The sequence below is a fragment of the Antarcticimicrobium luteum genome (assembly GCF_004358185.1).
GTDB classification, from domain to species: domain Bacteria; phylum Pseudomonadota; class Alphaproteobacteria; order Rhodobacterales; family Rhodobacteraceae; genus Antarcticimicrobium; species Antarcticimicrobium luteum.
In genome coordinates this window covers 1-16,441 of record NZ_SMUV01000057.1, presented here as the reverse complement: position 1 = coordinate 16,441, position 16,441 = coordinate 1, and the positions used below count along the sequence as shown (strand labels likewise).

Sequence of the window (16,441 nt, the reverse complement as noted above, 5' to 3'; positions counted from 1 at the left end):
GATAGGGGGATTTCGGGATAAAGTGCAGGCTTCTGTTGCCAGGTGCCTGCGAACCCCGCCTTACGCTGCTAGGCGCAAGGGCTTAAGTTTCGGTCTGGTTACTGCTTACGCAGCAACGGCAACCGGAGCACGATTGTCATTTGCAATTGTACTTTTCGGACCGATAACGGTGGTACCTCACCGGGACAAAGCAAACCCCTTTAGACGTTCGTCGATCCTGTTTCGGCCCCATGATCCCCAAATGAAGGATGTTTGGTGGAGCCGCCGGGTACCGCCCCCGGGTCCGAACCGCTTATTACGAGCGCGTTTATGTCCATAGTCCCCGAGGGGACAGATTGAATATAGGCGGGCTTGGCGGCGATTTGAAGGGGAAATCGGTGGCCTTTAGCCACCTGCGGAAAACCAGTCGGCCGCGCCCGGGTGCGGTGACGGCGCAGATAAACAGGATCAACCGTGCCTGCCGGCCCGTTCGGCCATCACGTTCCGGGCCAGTTCCTGCGTATAGACCTCCAGATCGGTCAGCGCGGCCTCGGCGGCGGTCGCGTCCCGTGCCTCGATCGCGTCGGCGATGCCTGCGTGCAGCGCCACGATTGCCCCGCGCGACCGGGCGGTGAAGGTGATCATGTTCATCAGGGGCTGCATCGCCTCGACCGCGCCGGCAAGCTGGTAGGACAGCACCGGGTTGCCGGCCCCATCCACCAGCGCCCGGTGAAACGCCACATCAGACGCGCAGAACGCCTCGTCGGTCAGCCCCGGCTGGCCCTGGCGAAAGATCTCGGCCCGCATCATGGCCAGATGATCGGCGCTGCGGCGCTTGGCCGAAAGCGGCGCACAGGCCCGCTCCAGCGCATAACGCGCCTCGCAGGCGGTCTCGAAACTCACCGCGTTCATGCTCAGCAGTAGGGTCGCGGTGGTGATCTGCTGGCTATGGGCATCCTCGAAACTGAGCCGCCGGACAAAGGCGCCGCCGGTGGCGCCGCGCTGGGTTCGGATCAGGCTTTGCGCCGCCAGCCGCTTCAGGGCTTCGCGCACGGTGGGGCGCGACACATTGAAGTGATCGGCCAGTTCCGCCTCGGACGGCAGGCGTTCGTCGACGATCAGATCGCCGGCGACGATCGCGTCGCGGATTGCCGCGGCGATCTGGGCCGACAGGTCGGCGGGTTTGCTGGGATCGATCTTCATCTGCAAAGGATTTTCATTTGTCAGACATTTAAAAGTCTGACATTTAAAAAGCAAGGGGTGAGTCGCTGCTTGGGGCAGGGACCGGTCGCGGACCGGGCCCGGGCCGTGGTCGTGCCACCGGTCCGTGAGCGGCCATACCATCGCCTGGGGAGGACATGCCATGGTCCAGATCTCGCTTTCCCGCCGGCTGCGCCGAACGCCGTTCTCGGACGGCGTCGAGGCCGCTGGCGTCAAGGCCTACACCGTCTACAACCACATGCTGCTGCCCACTGTGTTTCGCTCGATCCAAGAGGATTACCGCCACCTGAAAGAGGCGGTGCAGGTCTGGGACGTGGCCTGCGAGCGGCAGGTGGAAATGCGCGGCCCGGATGCCGGCCGCCTGATGCAGATGCTGACCCCGCGCGATTTGCGCGGTATGCTGCCCGGACAATGCTACTACGTGCCCATCGTGGACGAGACCGGCGGGATGCTGAACGATCCGGTGGCGGTGAAACTGGCCGAGGACCGCTGGTGGGTCTCGATTGCCGACAGCGATCTGCTCTTCTGGATCAAGGGGATCGCCTATGGCTACCGGCTGGATGTCCTGGTGGACGAGCCCGACATCTCGCCGCTGGCGATCCAGGGCCCGAAGGCCGACGATCTGATGGCGCGGGTGTTCGGGGACTCTGTGCGCGACATCCGCTTCTTCCGCTTTGGCTGGTTCCGGTTCGGTGGCCGCGATCTGGTGGTGGCGCGCTCGGGCTATTCCAAGCAGGGCGGGTTCGAGATCTACGTCGAGGGCGGCGATATCGGCATGCCACTGTGGCAGGCGCTGATGGAGGCGGGCCGGGACCTCGACGTGCACGCGGGCTGCCCCAACCTGATCGAACGGATCGAGAGCGGGCTGCTCAGCTATGGCAACGACATGACCGACGACAACACCCCCCACGAATGCGGTCTGGGGCGGTTCTGCAATACCCATTCGGCGATCGGCTGTGTCGGCCGCGACGCGCTCCTGCGCGTGGCCCGGGAAGGGCCGGTGCGCCAGATCCGCCCGGTCGAGATCCACGGCGATCCGGTGCCGCCCTGCGACCGGCACTGGCCGGTGGTGGCCGGCGACCGTCAGGTCGGCAGCATCAGCAGCGCGGCCTGGTCGCCGGATTTCGAAACCAATGTTGCAATCGGCATGATCCGCATGACCCACTGGGACGCCGGCACCGAGGTCGATGTGATTACCCCCGATGGCCCGCGCGCGGCCACGGTCTGCGAAACATTCTGGAACTGAAGGAGAAAGAAGATGTTCAACGCGCTTGTCGTGACAAAGGACGAAGAGAGCGGCAAGACCAGCGCCGCGGTGCAGCAGATCGCGGTCGATGATCTGCCTCATGGCGAGGTGCTGGTCGCGGTCGAGTATTCCACCGTCAACTACAAGGACGGGCTTTGCATCGGGCCGGGCGCCGGGCTGGTCCGCAAGTACCCGCATGTGCCGGGGATCGATTTTGCCGGCACCGTCGAGCAAAGCTCCGATGATCGCTACAAGCCCGGCGACAAGGTCGTTCTGACCGGCTGGCGCGTGGGCGAGGCGCATTGGGGCGGCTATGCGCAAAAGGCGCGGGTGCTGGCCGACTGGCTGGTGCCGCTGCCGCAGGGTCTGGATGCGCGCGCGGCGATGGCCGTGGGCACCGCCGGGTTCACAGCGATGCTGGCGGTGATGGCGCTGGAGGATCACGGGCTGCAAAAGGATCACGGGCCGGTGTTGGTGACCGGTGCCGCCGGCGGTGTTGGCAGCGTGGCGACCGCGATCCTGGCCAACCTGGGCTATGAGGTGGCCGCGGTGACCGGGCGGCCGGAGCAGGAGGAGTATCTGCGCGGGTTGGGAGCCACCCAGATCGTGCCGCGCGAGGAGCTGACCGAGGTCACCCGCAAACCGCTGGAGAGCGAGCAGTGGGCCGGCTGCGTCGACGCGGTGGCCGGCGCCATGCTGGGCCGGGTGCTCAAGCAGATCAAATACGGCGGCTCGGTCGCGGCCATCGGTCTGGCCGGCGGCGCAGCGATCGAGGGCGCGCTGATCACCCCCTTCATCCTGCGGGCGGTGAACCTGCTGGGCATCGATTCGGTGATGCAGCCCTATGACAACCGCCTGCGCGCCTGGGAGCGGATCGCAAAGGATCTGCCGATGGACAAGCTGGAGGCGATGGTGCAGCCCGCCACGCTGTCCGATCTGCCCGCTTTGGGAAAGGATATTCTGAAGGGCCAGGTCAAGGGCCGCGTCGTTGTCGATGTAAACGGCTGAGCCCTGCGACCACGAAAATGTCGGAAGCCGCGCCCAAAGGGTCGCGGCTTCTTTGCATTTGGGCCCCTCATCCCGTTACGCTGGGCGGACGGGCCTGCGACATTCTGTCAGGCGCGTCCATGAAAACCGCGTGAACCGGCGGTGGCATTTTGTTCCAGATGGCTCTGTCCGGTCCGCGTGAGAATGACAGGAAGGGGGAAAATTCCGTGTTTTCCAAAATCATGACACCGGTGGACCTGGCCCACCTGGGGGGTCTGCAACGCGCGTTGGATTGCGCGGCGGATCTGGCCGGTCATTACGGGGCGGATCTGGTCTATGTCGGGGTAACGGCTGAAACGCCGGGTGCGTTGGGCCACAACCCGGCGGAATATGCCGAGCGGCTGGAGGCCTTTGCCGCCGAACAGGCCAAGGCGCATGGCATCGTGGCCAGCGCCCATGCCATGGCTGCCCACGATCCGACCACCGACCTGGACGATAACCTGTTCAAGGCGATCGACGAGACCGGCACCGACCTGGTGGTGATGCAAAGCCATATTCCGAACCTGACCGATTACATCTGGCCCTCGAACGGCGGCAAATTGGCCGCCCATGCCAAGGTATCGGTCATGGTCGTGCGCGGATGATCCGCGGCAAAGCACTGATTTAACACGGGAGGTCACTGATGACCGACGATACGACAAATCAGGGTATCCCCGAGCCCGAGGGGCATTCGGATATCATCGAAACCGATTACCAGATCGGTCAGGACAATATCGAAACCCAGATCGGCCCGTTCGGGCTGGATGTTCACAACCCGGTATTCCTGATCTCTGGGCTGACGATCATTGCCTTTGTCTTTTATGCGCTTGCCCTGCCGGAGCAGGCCAGCGCGGTTTTTGGCTGGCTGCGGCCCTGGTTGACCAGCACCTTCGACTGGTTCTTTCTGAGCGCGGCGAACATCTTCGTGCTGTTCTGCCTGTTCCTGATCGTGAGCCCTTGGGGCCGCGTGCGTCTGGGCGGGGCCGAGGCGACGCCGGACTACAGCTATATCGGCTGGTTCGCGATGCTGTTCGCGGCCGGCATGGGCATCGGCCTTATGTTCTTCGGGGTGCTGGAGCCGGTCTATCACATGGCGATTTCCGAGCCGCTGGGCGTTCCGTCCCCGATCGCCGAGGACGGCAGCATCATCGCGGCAAATGTCGAGGCGGCCAAGACAATGGGGTTGGCGGCCACGATCTACCACTGGGGGCTGCACCCCTGGGCGATCTACGCCGTGGTGGCGCTGGCGCTGGCGCTTTTCTCTTTCAACAAGGGGCTGCCGCTGACCATCCGTTCGGCCTTCTACCCCGTTCTTGGCGAGCGCGTCTGGGGCTGGTGGGGCCACGTGATCGACACCTTGGCGGTGTTCGCCACACTGTTCGGGCTGGCCACGTCGCTGGGCTTCGGCGCGCAACAGGCCAACGCCGGGCTAAATCACGTCTTCGGTGTGCCGATTGGCACCACCGCCCAGGTTCTGCTGATCACCGGCATCACGGCGATTGCGTTGATCTCGGTGCTGCGCGGTCTGGATGGCGGCGTCAAACTGCTGTCCGAGGTCAATATGGCGATCGCCGCGCTGCTGCTGATCTTCGTGCTGTTGGCCGGGCCGACCCTGGTGATCTTTTCCGATTTCTTTTCCGGGTTGGGTGCCTACGCAAAGAACCTGATCCCGCTGTCGAACCCGGTGGGACGCGAGGATACCGGCTATGTCCAGGGCTGGACTGCCTTCTACTGGGCCTGGTGGATTTCCTGGTCGCCCTTCGTCGGCATGTTCATCGCCCGCGTCAGCCGGGGGCGCACGGTGCGTGAATTCATCATCTGCGTTCTGATCATTCCGAGCCTGGTCTGCGTGCTATGGATGGCGGTGTTCGGCGGCGTGGCGATCGACCAGGTGCTGTCCAACCCCGAGACCAGCGCGGTCAAGGCGCAGGTGATCGACAGCTACAACCCCCCGCTGTCGCTGTTCGCGATGCTGGAGGGGCTGCCGCTGGCCAAGATCACCTCGGTGATCGGGATCGTCCTGGTGATCGTGTTCTTCGTGACCTCCTCGGACTCCGGCAGCCTGGTGATCGATACCATCACCGCCGGCGGCAAGGTCGACGCGCCGGTGCCCCAGCGGGTGTTCTGGTGCGTGTTTGAGGGCGCGGTGGCGATCGTGCTGCTGATCGGCGGTGGGCTGGCCAGCCTGCAGGCGATGGTGATCTCCACGGGCCTGCCGTTCACCGTGGTCCTGCTGGTGATGTGCTGGGCAATCTGGCGCGGGCTGCGGGACGAGGCGCGCTGAGATCGGGAGCCGGACGAAAGACATCGGCCCCGGGGCGCTTGCACCCCGGGGCCTTTTGCATTTCAGTGCCGCTCGAAGACGGCGCCGGACGCGCCGAAACGGATGGAGGGACGGATGGACCTGGATATCGATTTCGTGCGGGCGCAGTTCCCCGCGTTTTCCGAACCGGCGCTGCAGGGGCAGGCGTTCTTTGAGAACGCCGGCGGCTCTTATACCTGCCGCCCGGTGATCGACCGGCTGACGCGCTACTACACCCAGCGCAAGGTGCAGCCCTATGCCCCATATGAGGCCAGCCGTCTGGCCGGCGAAGAGATGGACGAGGCCCGCGCGCGCATGGCCGCGATCCTCGGCGTCGAAACCGAGGAGCTGTCCTTTGGCCCCTCGACCACGCAGAACACCTATGTTCTGGCGCAGGCGTTCCGGCAGTGGATGAGCCCGGGCGAGGCGATCGTGGTCACCAACCAGGATCACGAGGCCAACTCCGGCCCCTGGCGGCGTCTGGCCGAGGAGGGGATCGAGGTGCGGGAGTGGAAAATCGACCCGGCCACGGGCCACCTGAACCCCGGCGATCTTGAGGCGCTGCTGGACGAGAGCGTTCGGCTGGTCTGTTTTCCCCATTGCTCGAACGTGGTGGGCGAGATCAACCCGGTGACCGAGATCACCGCCATGGCTCATGCCGCCGGCGCCTTTGTCTGTGTCGACGGGGTGTCCTTTGCGCCGCACGGGTTCCCGGATGTGGGCGCGCTGGGTCCCGACATCTACCTGTTCTCGGCTTACAAGACCTTTGGGCCGCATCAGGGGGTGATGGTTATCCGCCGCGCCCTGGGCGAACTGTTGCCGAACCAGGCGCATTATTTCAATGCGGATACGCTCTACAAACGGTTCACACCGGCCGGGCCGGACCACGCCCAGGTCGCGGCCAGCGCCGGGATGGCGGATTACTACGATGCGCTTTGCGACCATCACGGCGGCCCGTCGGCGGGCGCTGTGGCGCGGGCGGGGTTCGTCAATGGGCTGATCCGGCAGCATGAGGCGGCGTTGCTGCAGCCGCTGCTGGACGCGGTGAAGGACCGCAACGACCTGCGGCTGATCGGCCCCTCGGAGGCCGCACGGCGCGCGCCCACAGTGGCGCTGGCGCTGAACCGGCCCGCCGAGCCGGTGGCGGCGGAGCTGGCAAGCCATGGCGTCATGGCTGGCGGCGGCGACTTCTACGCGGTGCGCCCGTTGCAGGCGATGGGGGTGGATGCCGGGCAGGGGGTGCTGCGGCTGAGTTTTACCCACTACACCCATCCCGATGAGGTTACGCAGCTGATCGAGGCGCTGGAACGGGTTTTGTGACCGCGATGTGATCCGGCTCGCGCCGCCCGGCGTAAGAGGGGAAAAGGGCGGGTGAGATATGGCCTCTGAAACCTCTGCGGTGATCGTCTGGTTCCGGCGCGATCTGCGGCTGTCGGATCACGCGGCGCTGACCGCGGCCTGCGCCGATGGCCGGCCGGTGATCCCGGTCTTCATCCTCGATGACCTGGCCGCGGGGCTGGGGGCGGCGGCAAAGTGGCGGCTGGGCAGGGGGCTGGCGGCGTTGCAGGCCGCGCTGGAGGGCCGGGGCTGCCGGCTGACCCTGCGTCGGGGGCCGGCGCTGGCGGTGCTGCGCCAACTGATCGCGGAAACCGGGGCAGGAGCGGTGCATTGGACCCGCGCCTATGATCCGGCGGCACTGGCCCGCGACAGCGAGGTGAAATCCGATCTCAAGGCGCGGGGCGTCAACGCGCGCTCTTTCCCCGGGCATCTGTTGTTCGAACCCTGGACGGTCGAGACGAAAACCGGCGGCCCCTATCGCGTCTACAGCCCGATGTGGCGCGCGGTGAAGGATCGCGGCGTGCCCGCTCTGCTGCCGCCGCCGGGCCGCATCGCCGTGCCCGCGTCCTGGCCGCGCTCGGACGCTCTGGCAGACTGGGGACTGGGGGCCGCGATGCGCCGGGGCGCGGCGGTGGTCGCGGCCCATTCATCGGCGGGCGAGGCGGCGGCGCTGGACCGGCTGGACCGGTTCCTGGGCGAGGGGATCGGGCTGTACAATATCCGGCGCGATCTGCCCGGGGTCGCGGGCACCTCCGGCCTGTCCGAATACCTCGCGCTGGGTGAGATCAGCCCGCAGCGGTGTTGGCATGGCGGTCTGCGGGCGCGGCAGGAGGGGGCGGCGGGGGCCGAGACCTTTCTGAAAGAACTGGTCTGGCGCGAGTTCGCCTATCACCTGATGTATCACAGCCCCCAAATTCTGAGCGGCAACTGGCGCGCGGAGTGGGACCGCTTTCCCTGGCGCACCGACCCTGAGCACCCGCATGTGCTGGCCTGGAAGCAGGGGCGCACCGGGATGCCCTTTGTCGATGCGGCGATGCGCGAAATGCAGGTGACCGGCCGCATGCACAACCGGGGCCGGATGATCGTGGCCAGCTATCTGACCAAGCATCTGATGACCCATTGGCGCATCGGTCTGGACTGGTTCGCAAAGCATCTGACCGATTGGGATCCGGCAAGCAACGCCATGGGCTGGCAGTGGGCGGCCGGATCGGGCCCCGACGCGGCGCCCTATTTCCGGGTGTTCAACCCCGAAACTCAGCTGGCAAAATTCGATCCCGACCTCGCCTATCGCCGCGCCTGGATCGCCGAGGGACAGCGTGATCCGCCGCGAACGGCGCTGGATTATTTCCGCGCCATTCCGGCGCACTGGGGATTGTCGCCCGATGATCCCTATCCCGCGCCTGTCGTCAGCGCCGAGGCGGGGCGGCGCACCGCGCTCGACGCCTATGCGGTGCGGGGGGGCGGCGCGGCCCAAAACAGATGACTTGTCTCAATTTCGAACCCGGCCTAGCCTTTTGATCCAATCGTAACGGGGACTGAGGATGATCCTGACATCGACCGAGGGGCAAAAATCCCTGCCCAGATATTTTCCCCAGGTCATGGGGCTATTGAAGTCCATGTCCTGTGGGCGGCTCGACATCCGGCTGCCGGACGGGCGGGTGTTTCGGGCCGAGGGGCGCGCGCCCGGCCCGGTGGCCGAGATGCATGTGCATCACCCCGACCTGTTCGCCCGGCTGATCCGCGAGGGCGATCTGGGGTTTTGCGATGCCTATCTTGAGGAATGGTGGAGCACGCCGGACCTGCAGGCTTTCATGGATCTGGTGCACCGGGGCAATGAAGCGGTCTATGACGGCTTTCCCGGTCAGGGGCTGGTGCGGGCCTATGAGAAACTGCGGTTCTGGCTGCAACGCAACCACCGTAAACAGGCGCGCAAGAACATCTCGTATCACTACGATCTGGGCAATGCCTTTTACCGGCTCTGGCTGGATGAGACGATGACCTATTCCAGCGCGCTGTTCGAGACCGGGCAGGAGCCGCTGGAGGCGGCGCAGCGGGCCAAATACGCCAGCATGATCGAGCAGATGGGGGCCACGCCCGGTGATCATATCCTGGAGATCGGCTGCGGCTGGGGCGGGTTCGCCGAATATGCCGCGCGCGAGCACGGGCTGCGGGTGACCGGTCTGACCATCAGTCAGGAACAGTTCAATTATGCCAGGGAACGGATTGAAAAGGCTGGACTTTCCGACAAGGTGGAATTCAAGCTTCAGGATTACCGGGACGAGCGCGGCCTCTACGATGGCATCGCCAGTATCGAGATGTTCGAGGCGGTGGGAGAGAAATACTGGCCGGTCTATTTCGACACCCTGCGCGACCGGCTCAAGCCCGGGCGCAACGCGACGCTTCAGATCATCACCGTGGCCGACAAGCGATGGGAGGTTTACCGCCGCGGCATCGATTTCATACAAAAACACATATTTCCCGGTGGCATGCTGCCCGCGCCTAAGGTGTTGCATCAGCAGATCGACCGGGCCGGCCTCTCTGTCGTCCGCTCGGTCGAGTTCGGTCAAAGCTATGATCTGACGTTGCGCCGCTGGCACGAGCGATTTAACCAGAAATGGGACGAGATCGCCGGGATGGGGTTCGACGACAGGTTCCGGCGGATGTGGAATTTCTATCTGACCGCTTGCGCTGCGGCCTTTGACAGCGCCACAGTGGATGTCACGCAGATCACCGTCACGCGCCCCGCTTAGGAACCCCGCCATGCCAACCGCCGCCCGCCTTGTCGCTGCCCTGTGCCTCGCGCTGGTGGCGCTGGCGGTATCGCTGGAGGTGATCCCGCGGATGCCGGAGAGTACGAATTTTGGATATTTCGTACCTGTAAACATAGGGTTGGGTCTGGTCTGCGGATGGATCGTGATGGGCCGTCATACCCGGCTGGGTATAGTCGGGGCGCTGAACAACGGGATTGCGAGCGTGGCGGTTCTGGTGTTCTGGGGGCTGCTGGTGCAGGGCGCCTATGAAATGTTCCGGCTTGCCATGAGCCACCGCTATCATGGGCCGGTCGAGGCGGTTTATGGAATTTTCGAACTGTCGGTCGACTATGCGCAGGTTCTGCTTGCGCCGGAGATCATCGCGACGCTGCTGCTCGGCGGCGTCCTGTCCGGTATCAGCACCGAGTTTGCTGGCAGGCTCTGGCGCTAAGCGACTGAAAAAAGGTAATATCGACTTTGTCCGATCTGTTTTTCTATGGCACGTTGTGCCATAAGCCCTTGCTTGAGATCGTCCTGGGGCGCACCGCCGGCTGTATTGACGCGCGTCCGGGCAGGCTGCCGGACCACGCGGTTTTCTGGGCCAGGGACGAGGTTTTTCCGCTGATCGCACCGGCCCCGGGGCAAAATACGCCGGGTCTTCTTGTGCGTGGGCTGGACGCGGAGGATCTGGCGCGGCTGAATTTCTACGAGGGCGGCTTTGGCTATGGGCGCGAAACCGTACAGTTGACGCTGGAAAACGGGGAGTTTGCGGCGGCCGAGGTTTTCTTTCCCGAACCGGGGTTGTGGACGCCGGGCGATCCCTGGTCGCTGACGGACTGGGCGGCGCGCTGGGGCGCGCTCTCGTGCCGGGCCGCCACCGAGGCGATGGGCTATTTCGGGCGGATCGGCCCGGCGGAGCTTGCACTTCGGTTTCCCGCGATCCGGCGGCGGGCGGCGTCCTGGCTGGCGGCGCAGGCCAGCCCGGCCGATCCGGCCCACGATGCCGTCCATGACGTGCGGCTGATCGACCATCGGTTCGCCCATCTGAATTTCCATGGAATCGAAGAGGCACGGATTCAGTTCCGCCGCCATGACGGCGCGATGAGTCCGGAGCTGGACCGCTCGGCGTTGATGACCGGGGCGGCGGCGGTTGTGCTGCCCTATGATCCGGTGCGCGATACGGTGCTGCTGATCGAACAGTTCCGCGCGCCGCTCTATCTCGCGGGCGATCCCGCGCCCTGGCTGTGGGAGCCGGTGGCCGGGCTGATCGATCCGGGCGAGACGCCGGAGCAGACCGCGCATCGCGAGGCGATGGAGGAGGCGGGGCTGGTGCTGAGAAATCTGGAGAAGGTGGGAGAGGCCTATTCCAGCTCGGGCTCTTCGGGCGAATTCGTGCATCTTTATGTGGGCATCGCCGATCTGACCGGTGCGGAGGGGATCGGCGGGCTGGCCAGCGAAGGCGAGGATATTCGCAGCGCGGCGGTGCGCTTCGATGCGCTGATTGCGGCGATCGACGCGCATCGCCACCGCGATATGCCGTTGCTGGTGACGGCGCTGTGGCTGGCCCGGCACCGCGAGAGGCTTAGAACCGGGGCAGGGGTTTCGTCGTTTGGGCAATAGATGCGACGGTGTCGGCGCGGGCAGGCGACGACCGGAACAGCGTCCCGCAATTTCCCCGGGCGCATTGCCCGCGCTTGAGGTTGTTCCGGGGCGGCGCTACATCGGTACGGAACAAGTTGATGGAGGACAGGATGGGCATCGCACGGGATCTGGCCGAGGCCATTGGAAACACGCCGCTGATCCGTCTGCGCAAGGCGAGCGAGCAGACCGGGTGCGAGATCCTCGGCAAGGCCGAATTCCTCAATCCGGGCCAGTCGGTCAAGGACCGCGCCGCGCTTTATATCATCCGCGACGCGGTGGCGCGCGGCGCGCTGAAGCCGGGCGGAACCATTGTCGAGGGCACTGCTGGAAATACCGGCATCGGGCTGGCGCTGGTGGGCGCGTCGATGGGGTTCAGGACGGTGATCGTCATCCCCGAGACCCAGAGCCAGGAAAAGAAGGACATGTTGCGTCTGGCCGGGGCCGAGCTGGTGCAGGTGCCGGCGGCGCCCTATCGCAACCCCAACAATTTCGTGCGCTACTCCGAACGGCTGGCGAAGGAGCTCGCCATGACCGAGCCCAACGGCGCGATCTGGGCCAACCAGTTCGACAATGTCGCCAACAAGCAGGCCCATGTGGAGACCACCGGCCCCGAGATCTGGGAGCAGACCGGCGGCAAGCTCGACGGGTTCATCTGCGCGGTGGGCTCCGGCGGGACGCTGGCGGGCGTGGCCGAGGCGTTGCAGCCCAGGGGGGTGAAGATCGGTCTGGCCGATCCGCTGGGGGCGGCACTTTTCGACTATTACACGACCGGAGAGCTGAAGATCAGCGATGGCGGCTCGATCGCCGAGGGGATCGGCCAGGTGCGGATCACAGAAAACCTCAAGGGGTTCAAACCCGACCATGCCTATCAGGTGCCGGACGAAGAGGCGCTGCCCTATATCTTCGATCTGCTGCATGAAGAGGGGCTGGTTCTGGGCGGTTCCTCGGGGATCAACGTGGCCGGGGCGGTGCGCATGGCGAAAGAGATGGGGCCGGGGCACACCATCGTGACGGTTCTGTGCGACTATGGCACCCGGTATCAGTCCAAGCTGTTCAACCCGGATTTCCTGCGCGACAAGAACCTGCCTGTGCCCGACTGGATGACAGCCGCCCCGGCGAGCATCCCGGGCGTCTTCGAAGACGTATGATGATGGCCCGGCGGTCAGCGCAATCGCACCGGGCGGCGGAACGGGTCCGGCGGCTGGTCATCGGGCCGCTGCTGGCGGCGCTGCTGGCGCTGCCCGGATCCGGGGCTTTGGCACAGGCGCAGGAGGTGGTGGACCCCGCCGCCACGACCGAGGCGCCCGCCGTCGAAGAAACCCTCAGCCCGCCTCTCAAGCAGGATCCCTATTACACCGCCTGGCTGGAGACGGCGCAACGGGCCGAGAACGCGATCGACGCAAACCGCGCCTCGAACGCGGCGCTGGAAGAGTTGCGCGCCCAGCTGGTGGCCTATCGCCAGACCTTTCTGGAATCGCGCGACCGCAATTCGTCGCGGATCGAGACGTTGAAATCGCAACTTTCCGCTCTGGGAGCGGCCCCGGCCGAGGGCACGGAGGAGCCGGCGGATATCGCCGCCCTGCGCGACCGGCTGAACGCCCAGATGCGCGAACTGACGGTTCCGGCCGTGGTGGCGCAGGAAGCGTATAGCCGCGCCGACGGGCTGATCGCCGAACTGGACCGCATCGTCCGGGAGCGGCAGGCCCGGCAATTACTGTCGCGGGGCCAGACGCCGCTGAACCCGGCGGGCTGGACGGCGGCGCTGCGGGATCTGACGGTCCTGTTGCGCGACGTCCGCAACGAGACAGTGAGCAGCTGGCGGGCGGCGCGGGATCTCAACCGCCTGCGCGACAACGCGCCGCTGATCCTGTTGTTCACTATCGGCGGGCTGATCTTGCTGGTGCGCGGCCGGGCCTGGGCGGAGCGGGCCGGGGGGTATCTGCGCGGCTTTGGCGGGCGCGGGACCGGCGTTTGGAGTTTCATCGTGTCGCTGGGGCGGATCGGGCTGCCGCTGATCGGGCTGTTCCTGATTACCCGGGCGGTGAATGCCTCGGAGGCGGTCGGGCTGCGTGGCACCCTGTTCATGAACGTGCTGCCAGTCTGGGGCACGATCATCCTGGGGTTCCTGTGGCTGGGCGACAGGCTGTATTCCAAACGGGACCAGGACGCGCAAATTCCGCTGCCCGCGGCGGCGCGGTCTGCGGCGCGGCGCGGCCTGCTTTATGTGGCGCTGCTGCTGGTTTTTTACAGGGCGATTGGGCTGGTCGAGACGGTACAGACGATCTCCGAGGCCTCGCGCGCGGTGCTGGTGTTTCCGATCATCGTGGCGGCGTCGGTGGTGCTGCTGCGCCTGCGCCGGGTCACTCTGATCGAGGATACCGGCGGCGAGACGATTCCCGCCGGTCTGCGGCGGATGGCGCCGGCGCTGCGCGCGCTGTCGCTGGTGGTGGCCGCCGTAACGCCCCTGCTGGCCGCGGCGGGATATCAGACGCTGGCCGAGGCGATCATCTTTCCGGCAATCATGACGCTTGCGCTGCTGGGCGCGGTGCTGGTGCTGCAGCGGTTCATCGGCGACCTCTATGTCTGGCTGTCGAACGCGGGCGAGGGGGCCGGGGATTCGATCGTTCCCGCGCTGGCGGGGTTTGCGCTGGTGGTGCTGTCGCTGCCGGCGCTGGCGTTGATCTGGGGCGCGCGGGTGGCCGATCTGACCGAGCTCTGGGCGCGGTTCCTGGCCGGGTTCAACATCGGCGATACCAATATCTCGCCCACCGATTTCCTGACCTTCGCGGTGATCTTCGGCATCGGCTATGCCGGCACGCGGGCGCTGCAAAGCGCGCTGTCGAGCAGTCTGCTGCCGCGCACCGGCCTGGATGCAGGCGGCCAGAACGCGGTGGTCAGTGGCATCGGTTATCTCGGCATCCTGCTGTCGGCGCTGGTGGCGATCACCACGGCAGGCATCGACCTCAGCTCGCTCGCCATCGTGGCCGGCGCGCTGTCGGTCGGGATCGGCTTTGGCCTGCAGAACATCGTGTCGAACTTCGTTTCCGGCATCATCCTGCTGATTGAAAGGCCGATCTCGGAGGGGGACTGGATCGAGGTCAACGGCCAGATGGGCTATGTGCGCGACATCTCGGTGCGATCGACGCGGATCGAGACCTTTGACCGCACCGATGTGATCGTGCCCAATGCCGATCTGGTCAGCGGGCTGGTGACCAACTACACCCGCGGCAATACGGTGGGCCGGGTGATTGTGCCGGTGGGGGTGGCCTATGGCACCGATACCCGCCTGGTCGAAACGCTTCTGCGCGAGATCGCCAATGCGCATCCGATGGTTCTGGCCAACCCGACGCCCAACGTGGTGTTCCAGGGGTTCGGGGCGGATTCGCTGGATTTCGAGATCCGCGCCATTCTGCGGGATGTGAACTGGGTGCTTTCGGTGAAGTCCGACATGAACCACGAGATCGCCAAACGCTTTGCCGAGGCTGGGATCGAGATTCCCTTCGCGCAGCGCGACATCTGGCTGCGCAACCCCGAGGCGCTGCGCCCTGCCGAAAAGGGCCCGGCGGAGGAGGAGGGCGGCGACGAGGCGACCGAGCCAAAGCGTGCGGATGGCAATGTCTGAGACCAGGCCATTGTTTCTTGAGGATGCCTATCTGCGGCAGGCGCCGGGCGTCGTCATGGCGCATGAAGACGGCGTGGTGCTGGACCGGAGCCTGTTCTATGCCACCGGCGGCGGCCAGCCGGGCGATACCGGCTGGCTGAGCTGGGACGCAGGCCGATTGCAGATCGCGGGTGCCGAAAAACGCCCGGGCGGCTGTATCGCCCTGATCCCTGCCGGGGCCGGGGTCGCGCTGCCGCCGCTGGGTGCGCAGGTGGTGCAGGGGATCGATTGGGACCGCCGCTATGCCCATATGCGCATGCACAGCGCCTTGCATCTGCTGTCGGTGGTGATTCCGCTGCCGGTCACCGGCGGTTCGGTCGGGGCAGAGAAGAGCCGGGTCGATTTCGCCATGCCCGAGGCGCCGGCGGATCGCGAGGCGCTGTGCGCGGCGCTGAACGATCTGGCCGCCCGCGATCTGCCGGTGACCCAAGACTGGATCACCGAAGAGGAACTCGACGCCAACCCGGGGCTGGTCAAGACCATGTCGGTGTCTCCGCCGCGCGGCGCCGGACGGATACGGCTGATCCGCATCGGGCAGGGCGAGGCGCAGGTCGATCTGCAGCCCTGCGGCGGCACCCATGTGGCGCGCACCGGCGAGATCGGCCAGCTGCGGCTGGGCAAGATCGAGAAGAAGGGCCGCCTGAACCGCCGCGTCTATCTGCATCTTGAGGGCTGAAAGGGTGAAATTGCGCCTTGCATTGGCCACGCCGATCCGGCACATAACCGCGGCACGGACAGTTGGCCGAGTGGTCGAAGGCGCACGCCTGGAAAGTGTGTAGGCGGGAAACCGTCTCGAGGGTTCGAATCCCTCACTGTCCGCCACTCTTGAACAAAAGTGGGAACCGCGGATGGCACCACATCGCCATTGGCGACGACGCGTTCGATGATTGAACGGCGAACAGAAATTCGAATGGCTTCTTGACTGATTTCGATGCGGTCCACGATGGCTCGGATATATCCGCGTTGGTTGCGTACCGACGTTCCGTTGAGGGCTGTTGTCATAGTGCTGACGAACGAGGTCACTTTTTCCTGCGTAACCCTGGCTTCCGGCGTTGCCTCTCGAGCAACCTGGTCTCGTTCCAATTTGGCCAACTTGAAGGCTTCCCTGGCCGCGACAAAACGGGTTCTAAAGTCTTCATCTTTGTGGTCGACCAGTTCGTCATCAACCATTGCATACAGTAGGTCGAGGTGACCTGAGCCCCGTTTCTTCCTCCAGTTTGAGGTAGAGTCCGTCCCGAACGAGGAGACGGACAGATGAAGAGATCAAGGTTCACCGA

The 16,441-nt window shown here is 65.4% G+C and carries 13 protein-coding genes, 1 tRNA gene and 1 other RNA gene; 13 read left to right on the top strand and 2 right to left on the bottom strand.

Going from position 1 to position 16,441, the window contains the following annotated elements:
* Positions 1-21: 21 nt before the first annotated feature.
* Positions 22-371: a transfer-messenger RNA gene (gene ssrA, locus E1832_RS06650) on the bottom strand.
* A gap of 76 nt (positions 372-447) precedes the next feature.
* Complete coding sequence (locus E1832_RS06645) at positions 448-1,182, bottom strand: FadR/GntR family transcriptional regulator (protein ID WP_133358955.1); 735 nt, start codon at positions 1,180-1,182, stop codon at positions 448-450.
* 160 nt (positions 1,183-1,342) lie between these two features.
* Here E1832_RS06645 and E1832_RS06640 point away from each other — a divergent pair, with 160 nt between their 5' ends.
* The 13 genes from E1832_RS06640 (at position 1,343) to E1832_RS06580 (ending at position 15,986) form a co-directional block, all read left to right on the top strand.
* Positions 1,343-2,446, top strand: a complete 1,104-nt coding sequence (locus E1832_RS06640) for a dimethylsulfoniopropionate demethylase (RefSeq protein WP_133358954.1) — start codon at positions 1,343-1,345, stop codon at positions 2,444-2,446.
* A 12-nt stretch (positions 2,447-2,458) separates the two neighbouring features.
* A complete protein-coding gene (gene acuI, locus E1832_RS06635) occupies positions 2,459-3,454 on the top strand; it encodes an acryloyl-CoA reductase (protein WP_133358953.1) in 996 nt (331 codons plus the stop codon).
* 221 nt (positions 3,455-3,675) lie between these two features.
* Positions 3,676-4,077, top strand: a complete 402-nt coding sequence (locus E1832_RS06630; RefSeq protein ID WP_425358963.1) for a universal stress protein — start codon at positions 3,676-3,678, stop codon at positions 4,075-4,077.
* A 38-nt stretch (positions 4,078-4,115) separates the two neighbouring features.
* A complete protein-coding gene (locus E1832_RS06625; protein WP_133358951.1) occupies positions 4,116-5,756 on the top strand; it encodes a BCCT family transporter in 1,641 nt (546 codons plus the stop codon).
* Between the two features lie 114 nt (positions 5,757-5,870).
* Positions 5,871-7,094, top strand: a complete 1,224-nt coding sequence (locus E1832_RS06620) for an aminotransferase class V-fold PLP-dependent enzyme (protein WP_133358950.1) — start codon at positions 5,871-5,873, stop codon at positions 7,092-7,094.
* Positions 7,095-7,152: 58 nt separating this feature from the next.
* A complete protein-coding gene (locus E1832_RS06615; protein ID WP_133358949.1) occupies positions 7,153-8,595 on the top strand; it encodes a cryptochrome/photolyase family protein in 1,443 nt (480 codons plus the stop codon).
* A 58-nt stretch (positions 8,596-8,653) separates the two neighbouring features.
* Entirely contained in the window at positions 8,654-9,862 is a 1,209-nt protein-coding gene (locus tag E1832_RS06610; RefSeq protein ID WP_133358948.1) for an SAM-dependent methyltransferase, read from the top strand.
* A 10-nt stretch (positions 9,863-9,872) separates the two neighbouring features.
* Positions 9,873-10,313 (top strand): TrgA family protein, encoded by a 441-nt coding sequence (locus E1832_RS06605; protein WP_133358947.1) that lies wholly within the window; start codon positions 9,873-9,875, stop codon positions 10,311-10,313.
* 26 nt (positions 10,314-10,339) lie between these two features.
* On the top strand, positions 10,340-11,482 hold the full coding sequence (locus E1832_RS06600; RefSeq protein WP_133358946.1) for an NUDIX domain-containing protein: 1,143 nt from the start codon (positions 10,340-10,342) through the stop codon (positions 11,480-11,482).
* A gap of 131 nt (positions 11,483-11,613) precedes the next feature.
* Entirely contained in the window at positions 11,614-12,651 is a 1,038-nt protein-coding gene (locus E1832_RS06595; RefSeq protein WP_133359012.1) for a cysteine synthase A, read from the top strand.
* Between the two features lie 2 nt (positions 12,652-12,653).
* Positions 12,654-15,125 carry a DUF3772 domain-containing protein gene (locus E1832_RS06590; RefSeq protein WP_133358945.1) on the top strand — a complete coding sequence of 824 codons (2,472 nt, stop codon included), beginning with the start codon at positions 12,654-12,656 and terminating at the stop codon, positions 15,123-15,125.
* A complete protein-coding gene (locus tag E1832_RS06585) occupies positions 15,118-15,840 on the top strand; it encodes an alanyl-tRNA editing protein (RefSeq protein WP_133358944.1) in 723 nt (240 codons plus the stop codon). The genes E1832_RS06590 and E1832_RS06585 overlap by 8 nt, the downstream gene beginning before the upstream one ends.
* A gap of 56 nt (positions 15,841-15,896) precedes the next feature.
* Positions 15,897-15,986: transfer RNA gene (locus E1832_RS06580), tRNA-Ser, on the top strand.
* Positions 15,987-16,441 lie beyond the last annotated feature (455 nt).

Coding starts and splice junctions, on each gene's coding strand:
- E1832_RS06645 (WP_133358955.1), bottom strand. CDS start 1,182: ATGAAGATCGATCCCAGCAAACCCGCCGACCTGTCGGCCCAGATCGCC.
- E1832_RS06640 (WP_133358954.1), top strand. CDS start 1,343: ATGGTCCAGATCTCGCTTTCCCGCCGGCTGCGCCGAACGCCGTTCTCG.
- acuI (WP_133358953.1), top strand. CDS start 2,459: ATGTTCAACGCGCTTGTCGTGACAAAGGACGAAGAGAGCGGCAAGACC.
- E1832_RS06630 (WP_425358963.1), top strand. CDS start 3,676: ATGACACCGGTGGACCTGGCCCACCTGGGGGGTCTGCAACGCGCGTTG.
- E1832_RS06625 (WP_133358951.1), top strand. CDS start 4,116: ATGACCGACGATACGACAAATCAGGGTATCCCCGAGCCCGAGGGGCAT.
- E1832_RS06620 (WP_133358950.1), top strand. CDS start 5,871: ATGGACCTGGATATCGATTTCGTGCGGGCGCAGTTCCCCGCGTTTTCC.
- E1832_RS06615 (WP_133358949.1), top strand. CDS start 7,153: ATGGCCTCTGAAACCTCTGCGGTGATCGTCTGGTTCCGGCGCGATCTG.
- E1832_RS06610 (WP_133358948.1), top strand. CDS start 8,654: ATGATCCTGACATCGACCGAGGGGCAAAAATCCCTGCCCAGATATTTT.
- E1832_RS06605 (WP_133358947.1), top strand. CDS start 9,873: ATGCCAACCGCCGCCCGCCTTGTCGCTGCCCTGTGCCTCGCGCTGGTG.
- E1832_RS06595 (WP_133359012.1), top strand. CDS start 11,614: ATGGGCATCGCACGGGATCTGGCCGAGGCCATTGGAAACACGCCGCTG.
- E1832_RS06590 (WP_133358945.1), top strand. CDS start 12,654: ATGGCCCGGCGGTCAGCGCAATCGCACCGGGCGGCGGAACGGGTCCGG.
- E1832_RS06585 (WP_133358944.1), top strand. CDS start 15,118: ATGTCTGAGACCAGGCCATTGTTTCTTGAGGATGCCTATCTGCGGCAG.